Origin of the sequence: Nodularia harveyana UHCC-0300, from assembly GCF_034931085.1 — a bacterium.
GTDB lineage: Bacteria > Cyanobacteriota > Cyanobacteriia > Cyanobacteriales > Nostocaceae > Nodularia > Nodularia harveyana.
The window spans coordinates 166,756-179,481 of sequence record NZ_JAYGHG010000005.1 but is presented as its reverse complement, the minus strand read 5'-3'; the positions used below and the strand labels follow the sequence as shown (position 1 = coordinate 179,481).

11 protein-coding genes are annotated in these 12,726 nt (G+C 41.2%); 6 read left to right on the top strand and 5 right to left on the bottom strand.

The genetic code is table 11. The features are described from left to right. The first annotated feature begins 202 nt into the window (after positions 1-202). Positions 203-973, top strand: coding sequence for an adenosylcobinamide-GDP ribazoletransferase (gene cobS, locus VB620_RS05540; RefSeq protein WP_323195141.1), 771 nt, complete (start codon positions 203-205; stop codon positions 971-973). A 28-nt stretch (positions 974-1,001) separates the two neighbouring features. Here cobS and VB620_RS05535 read toward each other — a convergent pair whose 3' ends face one another. The 3 genes from VB620_RS05535 to VB620_RS05525 are packed head-to-tail and all read right to left on the bottom strand — an operon-like array spanning position 1,002 to position 2,705. Further along, the gene (locus tag VB620_RS05535) at positions 1,002-1,460 is read right to left on the bottom strand and encodes a PPC domain-containing protein (RefSeq protein ID WP_323195140.1); all 459 of its coding nucleotides are present in this window, start codon (positions 1,458-1,460) and stop codon (positions 1,002-1,004) included. Positions 1,461-1,514: 54 nt separating this feature from the next. Then, on the bottom strand, positions 1,515-2,213 hold the full coding sequence (locus VB620_RS05530) for a ComF family protein (protein WP_323195139.1): 699 nt from the start codon (positions 2,211-2,213) through the stop codon (positions 1,515-1,517). Then, complete coding sequence (locus VB620_RS05525) at positions 2,214-2,705, bottom strand: GNAT family N-acetyltransferase (protein WP_323195138.1); 492 nt, start codon at positions 2,703-2,705, stop codon at positions 2,214-2,216. A gap of 776 nt (positions 2,706-3,481) precedes the next feature. On the opposite strand from VB620_RS05525, the gene VB620_RS05520 reads away from it, so the two are divergent. The 4 genes from VB620_RS05520 (at position 3,482) to VB620_RS05505 (ending at position 9,487) form a co-directional block, all read left to right on the top strand. Continuing rightward, positions 3,482-3,748 carry a hypothetical protein gene (locus tag VB620_RS05520; RefSeq protein WP_323195137.1) on the top strand — a complete coding sequence of 89 codons (267 nt, stop codon included), beginning with the start codon at positions 3,482-3,484 and terminating at the stop codon, positions 3,746-3,748. A 577-nt stretch (positions 3,749-4,325) separates the two neighbouring features. Continuing rightward, complete coding sequence (locus tag VB620_RS05515) at positions 4,326-6,917, top strand: M1 family metallopeptidase (RefSeq protein WP_323195136.1); 2,592 nt, start codon at positions 4,326-4,328, stop codon at positions 6,915-6,917. 427 nt (positions 6,918-7,344) lie between these two features. Next, positions 7,345-9,069, top strand: a complete 1,725-nt coding sequence (locus VB620_RS05510; RefSeq protein WP_323195135.1) for an ABC1 kinase family protein — start codon at positions 7,345-7,347, stop codon at positions 9,067-9,069. A 49-nt stretch (positions 9,070-9,118) separates the two neighbouring features. After that, on the top strand, positions 9,119-9,487 hold the full coding sequence (locus VB620_RS05505; protein ID WP_323195134.1) for a hypothetical protein: 369 nt from the start codon (positions 9,119-9,121) through the stop codon (positions 9,485-9,487). A 217-nt stretch (positions 9,488-9,704) separates the two neighbouring features. On the opposite strand, the gene VB620_RS05500 is transcribed toward VB620_RS05505, so the two are convergent. Beyond that, on the bottom strand, positions 9,705-10,478 hold the full coding sequence (locus tag VB620_RS05500) for a hypothetical protein (protein ID WP_323195133.1): 774 nt from the start codon (positions 10,476-10,478) through the stop codon (positions 9,705-9,707). A 240-nt stretch (positions 10,479-10,718) separates the two neighbouring features. Between VB620_RS05500 and VB620_RS05495 the strand changes: the two genes are divergently transcribed. Then, on the top strand, positions 10,719-11,930 hold the full coding sequence (locus tag VB620_RS05495) for a DUF4336 domain-containing protein (RefSeq protein ID WP_323195132.1): 1,212 nt from the start codon (positions 10,719-10,721) through the stop codon (positions 11,928-11,930). Between the two features lie 40 nt (positions 11,931-11,970). Here VB620_RS05495 and VB620_RS05490 read toward each other — a convergent pair whose 3' ends face one another. Then, the gene (locus tag VB620_RS05490; RefSeq protein WP_323195131.1) at positions 11,971-12,687 is read right to left on the bottom strand and encodes a calcium-binding protein; all 717 of its coding nucleotides are present in this window, start codon (positions 12,685-12,687) and stop codon (positions 11,971-11,973) included. Between the last annotated feature and the right edge of the window lie 39 nt (positions 12,688-12,726).

Sequence of the window (12,726 nt, the reverse complement as noted above, 5' to 3'; positions counted from 1 at the left end):
GTTGAGTTGGCTAACTTTACTGGCTTTCAGTTAAAATCAGCACTAAAAAAAAGATATTACTGAAAACAGCATAACAAAGTTTTCTCAATGAGTCTCTAATCTCAGAGGATCTTATTTAAAGCTTTAAATTTGGGAGTGCAGTTCCCAGTCCCCAGTCCCCAGTCCCCAGCTATATCAGCCAGTTCACATATATATTGATATAATGTCTCAGCTATCTTGGTGGAAAAACTTAGGCTTTAATTTATTTTCTAGTATAATATTTTACACTTCTATTCCTCTGCCCTATATAAACGGGTTGGATTTCGGGAAAGTGGCATATTTCGCCCCATTAGTAGGACTGATGATTGGGGGAATTTTAGGGCTATGTGATATTAGTATGAATTATCTGGGAATACCGATACTCACTCGTAGCGCTTTGGTGGTGGTGATGTGGATTGCTATTACTGGGGGGTTGCACTTAGATGGGGCGATGGATACTGCGGATGGTTTAGCGGTGGGTAATCCGGAAAAACGATTAGAGGTGATGAGTGATAGTGCTACAGGTGCTTTTGGGGCTATGGTGGCGATCGCCTTAATATTACTCAAAACTACAGCCTTAATAGATATTAGCGCTCATCGCTGGCTAGTGCTGATGGCGGCTTGTGGATGGGGACGTTGGGGACAACAATTAGCGATCGCCTGTTATCCTTATTTAAAACCCACTGGAAAAGGCGCATTTCACAAACAGGCCATTAGTTCATACCGAGATTTATTACCGGGACTGTTGTTGTTATTTCTGCTCAGTGGGTTAATGATCCTATTAGACAGACAATATCTGTTATTGGCACTCAGTATGATATTAACTGGTAGTGCGATCGCCACCCTAACGGGATTATGGTTCCATCATAAATTAGGCGGACACACAGGAGACACCTATGGCGCAGTGGTTGAGTGGACAGAAGCTTTATTTCTTTGTGTCCTCACCATTTTTTAATTACGAATTACGAATTACGAATTACAAATTACTTCACAGGTTGTAACTTTGTCACCTTCAATTGAAACGGTCCGACTCCAGTTTCCCCAAAAGACCGGACACGGATAATATAGTTTCCGGCTTCATGAATGCGAGTAAATAATAAAGAATTACTAGTACCATCCGGGCCGTCATCATTTTCTGCTACTGTTGTCCCATTAGGTGCTAAAACTGTGATGATGGTATCAAAACTTTCAGAAGATAAGTCAACCAATAAATTATCACCGTGGTTCAGCTTCACCAGATAATCACGGCCAAACCCACCCTGTCCTGTAGGAATATCTTGATCTGAGAGTGTATCGGAGAGTTCTGTACTGGGAGTTACAGGAATTGGACTATACAATTTATTTTGCGCCCATCCTACCCTTGTATTCATGCCAATTACCAACAAGCTGGTAGGAATAATCATGAGTCGTTTTAAAGCCACCACAAAAGCTTTATTAATCATTATTTTATCAGGTGTTCCCACAAAAACAGGATAAATTTCTCAGCTAATACTCGCCTAGATACTTTTAGTATATTTATCTTTGACAGCAGTAGTTACAGCGACTAAACCTAAAACAGCAATACCAGCCTGATTAAGTGTTTTAACGGCAGACCTAGCAGTAGCACCCGTGGTATAAATATCGTCAACTAACAACACTGGTACATTTACACGACGACGGCGTAATTTTTGACCTACCGCAAATGCTTCAGCCAAGTTAGTTTCTCGTTCCGATGCGGATAACCCAAATTGAGCTTCAGTTTCTTGGACTCTTGTTAAACCATGTAACTGCAATTTTAACCCAGTTGTTTGACAGAAGCTTTCAGCAATGAGTGCAGCTTGGTTATAACCGCGTTTTTTTTGCTTACGGGGATGGAGTGGGATGGGTACGACGACAGGAAGGGTTGGTTGACACTGGGAGACATTTGATAATAACCATGCTTCTCCTAGCCATTGACCCAAAGGTCGGCCAATTTGGGGTTGATTTTCGTATTTCATCACAGCGATCGCCCGTTTGACAATTCCCCCATAAGTTCCCCAGCCAAATACAGGTATTGGTGGTTTCCATAAACCCGCCGGGTTTTGGTGCTGACAGTTTTGTAGTTGTCTAATACAGTAAGGACAAAATTCGGTAGATGTTGCTCTTTGGCATAACAGACAATGGGATTGCAGAAACAGGTTGAGAAAGTTGTTAAAACTTTGCTTCCAGGTTGACATTTACAGAATTGGAACTAGGGATTTCACATATACGCGATCGCAGCGAGGTGTTTCTACTCCTGTCGCTGGTTGATAACCATTACTTTCATATAACTTCACCGCTTCCACCAACACACTGGCGGTTTCAATCCAAATTTCTTCAAAACCACGGGAGGCGATCGCACCCTCTAGCTGTTGTAACAAATATTTCCCCAGTCCCAAACCCCTGACACTGGATAAAAGATACATTTTGCGGATTTCCACAGCTTTTTTACCACGTTTGATGGGGTAGTATGCCCCCGTACCTACTAGCTGATTTTGGTGTTCGATTACCCAAAATTCACCTCCTGTTCCTAAGTAAAACTCTTCCACTTGCAGCACATCCTTGTCTGCGCCTTTGGGTTCCCAACCCAGACCATATTCTGATAATACATAACTGACGACAGAAGCGGCTCTAGTGCGATCGCCTATTTCCCAGTTACGAATCAAAAAATCTTGATAATAGTTTTTCATTACTATTTAGGGGTCAGGTTTGCACAGAAAATTTCTTTGGTTCTATATTCCAATGTACCCAGTGAATTAGTCACTAGGCGGAAAAATTTCCAATATTTCCAGAAACATAAAGGTAAGTAATAGCTTCACAGTCGGAATTCTGATATTTTTAAGAAACTAAATATATCTTTGTTCTATTTTAACAACTTCCAGATTAATCACAAGCTGCTACAAGCAGCTAAGTAACATTACTGTACATATAGAAATATCAAAAAAGCAAAAATATCTCAAATTATTCTAAATTTGGCTCTCTTCACATCCCTATCAAACATCCTCTAAGAGTATAAAAAAGCAATAGTGATATGTAGCCGAAAAAATCTCAGTATAAATCCAAATATTTTTAATTACTTCATTCAGGAAAATCTCTGTAAATGTAGTCATCCAGCTACCTTGATGCCAGAGTTCTATGTTAAATTATTCGGTGTCAAGTAAAACATCGTCTATACCCTAGTCCGTCAAGCAAAAACCAAGCTTTTATGCAATGGGCGACAAGTGTCAATTAATTTACACAGGTGTAAATAGACAATCAGACTACTCCGGTAGCAAGTTTCAATAAAGTGTCAAGCATCACCGCAGTTAAACGTCGGTGAGTATGTCAATGTTTGATTGTGGTGCAACAGAGAATGTCAGACAGAAGCGACCAAGCAACTGAGGCACTTCTCTTGAATGGTAAAACTTACACTAGACCTCTATGAGGTGCTTGTGTATTAGCTCAGATAAATTCAGAGATTAACAAAATGAATAACACCCAACCAGAAGCAACAAATCCACAACAGCTAAACAACAACAAAATGTCACTATTTAAACCAGTCAATTTAGAACAGCAAGAAAGCGTAACCGGTGGATTGTTATCCTCATCAATTTTCGATTTCCTTCCTTCTGGATTAGTTATTCCCGGAGTTGAAGAAGCCGAAGCCGCCGTCAACGCCGTCGAAGATGTATTGCAAGAAGCAGAAACTTTAGGATTTGTAATTGAGTTTCCTTTTGATTTATTCTTTGATTAATCTGACCGAAAATAATGGGATACAAGCCCCGTCACTTCGACAGGTGTTACAGTGAGCCTGCGATGCCCTGGCCTGTCGAAGGGTCGAACTGCTCAGTGCATCGCCTTCTAGGACGGCTTTATGTTAAAATTTGGGCATAGTCGCCATAGGGCATTGGGAGACTTTAAACGGACATGGAGGGACGATAAGACCACTTGTGGCGTGTTCCAGCGAAGTGTCAAGGAATCCTCGCTTCTTTAGGACGAGGAGGTATGTCAATAGCCTGATTGTGATCGGCTTCCTGAAGATCAGCTATTAATAAAAGCAGTTTAGCCCATTGTCAAAGTTGACTAACACTGGGCTTTTTTAGTGTTTTTATCTATCCTCAACCGGTATTGGAAACCCCAAAAATAGGACTATTACCGGGATTTTTGCTGAAATTAACCCCATTTTTGGTCTTATCCAAGGCAGTAAGAGGGGACATAACCATCAAGTGTTTGGTATAAATAAATCAAAACTGCTGTAATTTGCGATATTAACCGGATAGCATTTAAATACAGAAACAGACTCTTCAGGATTAAAAGGTCACCAAGCATAAATGTCGCAGTTTTATTTTGATACCAACAATAACGGTCATAAATCTTTTGAATTACCAGGGGCCAAACCGCACTACAACCCCGACCGTCCCGGACAGGTAGAGCATATTTTTCTGGATCTGTCCTTGGATATTCCTCACCAAAGTTACCAAGGAAGTTGCAGTATTCGCCTGTTACCCATCCGCAATGGTATTGACCGTTTGACTTTGGATGCTGTCAACTTGAAGATCGAATCTGTAGCGGTAGACGAGATAGCGCAGAAGTTTGACTATAACGGCGAACAACTGGTAATTCAACTATCGCAACCAACCCAGATTGGTCAGCATTTGTTAATTGCGATCGCCTATTCTGCGGAAAAACCCCAACGCGGGATCTACTTTATTCAACCAGACCAACACTACCCCCACAAACCCACCCAAGTTTGGACTCAAGGGGAAGACGAAGACTCTCGTTACTGGTTTCCCTGTTTCGACTATCCCGGACAACTTTCTACTTCCGAAATTCGGGTGCGGGTTCCTAAAGATTTAATTGCAGTTTCCAACGGCGAACTCATTGACACCCAAAACGACGGTGATCACAAAATTTACCATTGGTCACAACAGCAAGTACATCCCACCTACTTAATGACCTTAGCAGTAGGGGATTTTGCCGAAATTCGTGATGAATGGCAAGGGAAACCCGTCACCTACTACGTAGAAAAGAGTAGAAAAGACGACGCTAAACGCAGCATGGGCAAAACGCCCCGGATGATCGAATTTTTGAGCCAAAAGTATGGTTATACATACCCTTTTCCCAAATATGCCCAAGTTTGTGTAGATGATTTCATCTTTGGGGGGATGGAAAATACTTCCACCACCCTATTAACAGATAGATGTTTACTGGATGAACGCGCCGCCTTAGATAATCGCAACACCGAAAGTTTAGTAGTTCACGAATTAGCGCACCAGTGGTTTGGTGATTTGCTAGTTATTAAACATTGGTCTCACGCTTGGATTAAGGAAGGGATGGCTTCCTACTCCGAAGTCATGTGGACAGAACAGGAATATGGCCACCAAGAAGCCGCATACTATCGATTAAACGAAGCCAGAAGTTACTTAAGCGAAGATAGCCACCGCTACCGCCGCCCGATGGTAACTCATGTTTACCGCGAAGCCATAGAACTTTACGATCGCCACATCTACGAAAAAGGGTCCTGTGTTTATCACATGATTCGGGCGGAATTAGGAGAAGAATTATTTTGGCCAGCAATGCACACCTTTGTCCAAGATAATGCCCATAAAACCGTAGAAACAATCGACTTACTCCGGGCTATAGAAAAGACAACAGGGCGTAATTTAGCATTCCTTTTCGACCAATATGTTTTTCGTGGAGGTCATCCCGATTTTAAAGTAGCTTACTCTTGGGATGGGGATGCGAATTTGGCGAAAGTCACAGTCACTCAAACCCAAGCCGACAAAAATGATAGTAAAGATTTGTTTGACCTGAAAATCCCCATTGGTTTTGGTTACACTCAACCAGGTAAAACCGCACAACTCACAACTTTTACTGTGCGAGTCCATGAACGGGAACAAAGCTTTTACTTTCCTCTAGCAGACAAGCCCCAATTTGTCAGCTTTGATGTGGAGAATAATTTCCTGAAAACTGTCACTTTGGAATATTCAGTACCAGAGTTAAAAGCACAGTTAGAATTTGACCCCAACCCCATTTCTCGTATTTATGCCGCCGAAGCTTTGGCTAAAAAAGGTGGATTAAAAGCTACCATTGCCCTATCCCAAGCACTGAAAAATGATTCATTTTGGGGTGTGCAGGTAGAAGCTGCTAAACAACTGGCAAAAATTAAGTTAGATCAAGCCTTTGATGGGTTAGTTCCCGGATTACAAGACCAAAATGCTTATGTGCGGCGTGCGGTAGTAGAAGCATTGGCGACTATCAAGACCCATGACAGTTACAAGGCTGTGAAAAAATTACTGAAAAATGGGGACCCTAGTTACTATGTGGAAGCAGCCGCTAGTCGGGCTGTGGGGTCAATTGCAGCGATGAATTTAGGCGAAAAACCAAAGGAAGAAAAGGTAGTTAAGCTGCTGCAATCAGTTTTAGAAAAAAAAGCGGGTTGGAATGAGGTGGTGCGGAGTGGTGCAGTTGGTGGTTTAGCAGAACTGAAAACCTCGGAAGCTGCTTTAAATCTCCTGCTAGCATACACTACACTTGGCATACCACAACCATTGCGTTTAGCCGCAATTCGCGGTTTAGGTAAAATTTCTGTGGGTCAAAGTCCGGTGAATTTAGAGCGCATTTTAGCTAAGTTAGCAGAATTAGCCAAGGAAAGCTTCTTTTTAACCCAAGTATCTGTGGTGATCGCCTTGGGACAAATGGAAACCCCTAAAGCTATCGGAATTTTGCGATCGCTAGCCGACCAAACAGCAGATGGCCGTGTACGTCGCTATGCGGAAGAAGAAATTTCCCATGTGCAGAAGAATGTCGGTACAGATAACGCCCTCCGTCAGATGCGTGAGGAACTCGACCAACTCAAACAACAAAATCAAGAACTGAAAAGTCGCATGGAAGGTTTGGAAGCAAAATCCAATAGTCAATAAGGACTGGGGACTGAAGAGGCAGAGGGGCAGGGGGCAGGCTTGCCCTGAGCGACTTGTACTGAGCGAAGTCGAAGTAAGTCGAAGTAAGTCGAAGTAAGTCGAAGGGGTGCAGAGGGGAATAAATTGGACTTGTACAAAATTCTTCTCCTTTTATTGTCTTCCCTCCCTACTCCCTACTCCCTACTCCCTACTCCCTACTCCCCACTCCCGAAGGAATATTTGTAGTTTTATAAAGTATAATTAAGGAAAAGATAAAAAACTCTGGGCAGTACGGTAGGCTAAAACCGCTTAAAGTATCACCCGGAAAAATTTTAAATTTCTAGTTTTCCATACAAAACTACTAATACTCCAGCCTTACAATTAGCTTGTAAGCGGGGACATAAAAAACCAAAGTAGATAATTCCCAGTTGAAGAGGTATGTAAAGGCGTGGGTCAGTATCAACCCGGTCAGCTAAGACGCTACAATTCGGACGCGATCGCTCGTCACTATCGTTACCGTCCCTGGCTTGCTTGGGGACGAATGTTGCAAGTTATCTGGTCATTTGCTGGATTTGTTTTGAGTCTCAAGTGGGACGAATGGCAAGATAAAGTTGAGCAGAATAAAGGTAAACGCGCTACACAGTTACGAGAACTACTCACCAGACTTGGCCCGACATTTATTAAAGTTGGTCAAGCCTTATCTACTCGCCCCGATTTAGTACGGAAAGATTTCTTAGAAGAACTGATCAAGCTACAAGACCAGTTACCAGCTTTTGATAATGCGATCGCTTATCAAATTATCGAAACCGAACTAGACCGACCCATTTCGGAAGTCTATAGCGAACTATCCCCTAACCCAGTGGCTGCTGCTAGCTTAGGGCAAGTTTATCGCGGTCGTCTACTCACCGGCGAAGAAGTAGCCGTAAAGGTGCAACGCCCCAACTTACGCCCAGTCATCACACTCGATCTTTATTTGATGCGCTGGATTGCTAGTTGGCTAGCACCTTGGCTACCCCTGAATCTCGGACACGATCTCACATTAATTGTGGACGAGTTTGGCATCAAGTTATTTGAAGAAATTGACTACCTGAATGAAGGTCGTAACGCCGAAAAATTTGCCCACAATTTTCGCAACGATCTGCGAGTCAAAATTCCGATTATTCACTGGAATTATACCAACACCCACGTTTTAACTCTGGAATGGATTAACGGCTTCAAACTCACCGACAGTACCAGAATCAAAGCCGCAGGTTTAGATCCAGAAGTGATTATCCAAATTGGCGTAACTTCCGGACTACAACAGCTATTGGAACACGGTTTCTTCCATGCTGACCCCCATCCAGGCAATTTATTTGCCATGCCTGATGGCCGTATGGCTTTCATCGATTTTGGGATGATGGATCAGCTAGAAGAACCCACCAAAGAAACTCTAGTAGATGCCCTAGTACATCTAGTCAACAAAGACTACGCCGATTTAGCCACAGATTTTGTCTCCTTGGGTTTTCTCACACGAGACACAAATATTTCCCCAATTATCCCGGCATTAGAATCAGTTTTGGGAAATGCCATCGGCAAAAATGTCAAGGAATTTAACTTCAGAACCATAACTGATGAGTTCTCGGAATTGATGTATGAATATCCCTTTCGAGTTCCTGCCAAGTTCGCCTTGATTATTCGTTCTCTAGTAACTCAAGAAGGTATCGCCCTCAGTCTCAACCCAGACTTCAAAATTGTGGAAATCGGTTACCCCTACGTAGCCAGACGCTTACTCACCGGGGAATCTCCAGAATTAAGAAGACGATTACTCAACGTCTTATTTAAAGATGGTAAATTCCAGTGGCAACGGTTAGAAGACTTAATCGAAATTGCTCGTACTGATGATAGCTTTGATGTATTACCCACCGCCCAAATGGGATTAGAATATCTGCTATCTGAAGAAGGTAAATTCCTCCGCCGACAGTTAGTACTAGCACTCACCGAAAACGACCGTTTACACACCACAGAAGTCCAACGCCTCTGGGATTTGGTTAAAGATGACATTCAACCGAATCGTTTGTTAGATGTAGCGATCGGAATGTTGACACACTTATCCAGAGAAAGTGTCGCTGCTATCATTCCCAAATCTGGGTTATTTGCTGTTTTTAGTCCTGTAAAATCAAACAGTAAAGAATAAAGCTCATATTTTTTACTGTATAATTTTTTTATATAAATTCGGAGTTATCATGTACTATTTCCCTGAACAACCACCCTACCTTATTCTCCTGATTGGTTTTTTGATAGCATTAACTTCAGGTCTGGCTTTATCTGGCACGCTAAAAGTTATAGTAGGTCAATGGCCAGAAGATAGTACAGAAAATACTCAATCTCCTTCCTCATTAAAGCAATTATTTGTGCCATTTCTGGGAATTACTAGCGGTGTTTCTCTTTTCCTTTCATCAGGTTTACAGATATTTGGTTTTCCTTCCTCTTTAGCTTTGGGAATAGGTTTACCAGTCAGTTTGTTAACTTGTTTACTAGTTTGGTTGCAATTAGGAAGTCTACTAACTTTTGCCAAAAGTCAAGGAATGCAAGCTTTAGATTTGGATTCTTGAATAGTTCCCTCTCTTCTCCATGTAGAGTGTATTACGGCCTTTAGTCCTAACGCATCGACAATCTATAACAGTATTCAACCTGCCTCATGATTCTGTTTTTTGACTAATTTCTTTGGTGGTTGCTATCTAAAAAAAAGGATATAATTCAATCATTTGTTTATACATTCTACCCAGAGAGAAGGGGCAATAATATATCTTTTATGAGATTATTTTGACTTCAATTATAATAAAATTTAGCATTTTTTAAAGCCATAATTCTAGCTAAATTTAAGCGGTAGTGATAGCCAATTCGTCGTTGCCACTTTTCCCATAAAGTCTTTTCTTTATTAGAATAAGAAGCATCTGTGTGATCAATGACATCTTTAATTTCTTGCCAGCTATCTTGGTAAACATTCCATCCCACCTTAGTAGCAGCTATTCCCATTGCATTACCTGCGCCAGCATGAATCCCTCTTAATTCCAAATACCTGCCAATCATTGCCCAGTATTTTAAATACTCTATTTCTTTGCCATTATCTCTAGTAATCATAAATAGAGATTCTCCCATATAAGTCACAGTTTCTAAATCCACACTTAAATGTGTAGCGACTTTTTGCAGTGAGGATAATCTTTCAGGATTATATCTGCTAACGTGTTCCACCAAATTTTCATAATGTCCGGCTGTAATTCCTGGTTTCCAGGGTAAATTATCTGGTAAATCTGCTAATACTCTGGTGTCTGCATCAATATGAATTGCTGTGGTAAATTTTGATAAAGCTATTTTCATGAGAATACTTTTGTCATGATAACAGTGTAAAATTCCATTTTGACGATGCTTAATAGCTAAAACATTAGCATTTTCCTGAAAACAATCTGGGTTGTCTGTTAATACTAGTAATTTCGTGCCAGGGGAATATTTTTCTAAATCACTCGCCAGTTGTTGGGCTAAAAGACGATATTTATTTCTTAAAGCTATGGTACAAAAGCAAAAGTCTTTATGTGGGGAAGTCATAAACTGTTTAATAGTTGTATTTAATGTGAGTTTTAGGAGATAAAAAATTAAAGATCACAAAATATTTTCATGGCTGATATATCAAGGAATGATTTTTATTTAATTAGACTTGGGAAATAATCACAAGTAATACACATATTAGCAATAAATGCTGTCTAAATTATGAGATAATAGAGTTTTGATAAAAGCAAGTTATTAACTGCATAGTTTCAGTGTTGGGAAATAGGGAGGGGTTGGAGAGTGGCTGATGATCAAACTACAGTAAGCCCAGAACAAATTAATCAGCAGGATTTTTCTTGGCCTTTCTGGTTAATATTGCCACTCTACCCTTATGGCAAGCGGCAAACAATCCGGGAAGAAGTAGTTAAAGATACAGTCTGGACTTTTGACCAAATTCAGGGGATTTTTTACGTCGTTGTCCCGATTCGGATGACTGTCGTTAAGCTATCTGAAGGGGGTTTGCTCGTATATGCTCCTGTTGCACCTACGCCAGAATGTATGAGATTGGTTGCAGAGTTGGTGGCAAAACACGGTGATGTGAAGTATATTATTTTGCCAACTATCTCCGGTATAGAACATAAAGTTTTTGTGGGACCTTTTGCCAGAAGCTTTCCCAATGCTGAGGTATTTGTGGCTCCTGGTCAATGGAGTTTTCCGTTTAATCTCCCCCTTAGTTGGCTGGGTTTACCTGCTAAACGGACTCATATATTACCGTCAGATTGCCGTAATACGCCCTTTGCGGAAGAGTTTGACTATGGGATTCTCGGACCGATTGAACTGGGACCTGGGAAGTTTGCTGAAGTGGCATTTTTCCACAAGCGATCGCACACTTTATTAGTCACTGATTCGGTGGTATCTGTATCCGCAGAGCCGCCCGCCGTTGTACAGTTAGACCCATATCCCCTATTATTCCACGCTAAAGACTCAGCATCTGATATCGTTGCAGATAATCCAGCTAATCGCCGCAAGGGATGGCAAAGGGTTTCCTTATTTGCTTTGTATTTTCGCCCCAGTGTATTATCAGTCCCTAAATGGGGTGAAGTATTCAGTGAGGCGATGAAAGCCCCCAATCGCTCACCAAAGGCTTATTTTGGCTTATATCCCTTTAAATGGGACTCCCATTGGCTGCGTTCATTTGAGATCCTCAGTGGTGAGGGGCGTTTGTTTGTTGCACCAATTTTACAAACACTGATTCTTAACCGCGCCCCCAGAGAAACCATAGATTGGGTTGAGAAGGTGGCGAGTTGGGATTTTCAGAGGATTATTCCTTGTCATTTCGATTCACCGATTCCCGCAGAACCTGCTCAATTTCGTGCAGCATTCTCTTTCTTAGAAAAGCATTCAGCTAGTCAGAGTTATCCTTTACCAGAGGAGGACTTTAAACTACTTCGAGATATTGATCAAGGTTTGCAAAAGACTGGTATTGTCCCTCCACCAAGAACAAAAATTTAGATGTAACTATCACAGTGGTACTTGCTACTGAAGGATAAAATTACATGATTGTTGTAATTGCATCACCTAAATTAATTTGCAAATTATTTAGAGATTGGCGACTTTGAATGATACCAATTAGTTGCTCAGAACCATTATCACTAAGGAGATCAGCATCAAAGAAAATTCCCAACCCAGAAACGCCATTAGGTAAGTCTACTTGCTCAAGGGTATACTCTATAGCTCCCTTCAGTTGAATCACATCTTTACCTACTTCAAAGTCAGTAATTAAAGCATAACTTGGAGGTGGTTCAGTGGGAGGGGGAGCAATTATGAATCGTATCTGGCTATCATCGTAATAAACTTTCAAGGGGTCTCCGAGAACGAATGTATCCTTACCAAAACCACCAGTCAATATATCTCTTTCTAATTGACCTGGTTGTTCATCTTCTGGATTGACACCTATGAGAATGTCGTCACCCCAACCACCAAATAATTTATCATTACCATTACTACCAACAATTATATCTGCGCCTCTACCGCCATATAATTTATCATTACCTGCATCACCATTTATGGTGTCATTACCGCCATTGCCAAATATAAAATCATTACCATCACCACCATCAAGGATATCATCATCGATACCACCGATAACGATATCAGTATTAGGTCTACTTCTGACAACTACATCAGTATCCCAGAAACCATTTATTTGGTAGTCGAAAGAAAAGTCAAAGAGAAAATTGTTAGCTTCGCCGTTGTTGATAATTGCCATATTAATTATTTCCTTGCAAAAAATATGGGAGGTTTATAC

Excerpts from the sequence above, each read along its gene's own strand:
- VB620_RS05535 (WP_323195140.1), bottom strand. The coding sequence starts at position 1,460 with ATGATTAATAAAGCTTTTGTGGTGGCTTTAAAACGACTCATGATTATT.
- VB620_RS05530 (WP_323195139.1), bottom strand. The coding sequence starts at position 2,213 with ATGTCAACCTGGAAGCAAAGTTTTAACAACTTTCTCAACCTGTTTCTG.
- VB620_RS05500 (WP_323195133.1), bottom strand. The coding sequence starts at position 10,478 with ATGACTTCCCCACATAAAGACTTTTGCTTTTGTACCATAGCTTTAAGA.
- cobS (WP_323195141.1), top strand. The coding sequence starts at position 203 with ATGTCTCAGCTATCTTGGTGGAAAAACTTAGGCTTTAATTTATTTTCT.
- VB620_RS05515 (WP_323195136.1), top strand. The coding sequence starts at position 4,326 with ATGTCGCAGTTTTATTTTGATACCAACAATAACGGTCATAAATCTTTT.
- VB620_RS05525 (WP_323195138.1), bottom strand. The coding sequence starts at position 2,705 with ATGAAAAACTATTATCAAGATTTTTTGATTCGTAACTGGGAAATAGGC.
- VB620_RS05490 (WP_323195131.1), bottom strand. The coding sequence starts at position 12,687 with ATGGCAATTATCAACAACGGCGAAGCTAACAATTTTCTCTTTGACTTT.
- VB620_RS05505 (WP_323195134.1), top strand. The coding sequence starts at position 9,119 with ATGTACTATTTCCCTGAACAACCACCCTACCTTATTCTCCTGATTGGT.
- VB620_RS05520 (WP_323195137.1), top strand. The coding sequence starts at position 3,482 with ATGAATAACACCCAACCAGAAGCAACAAATCCACAACAGCTAAACAAC.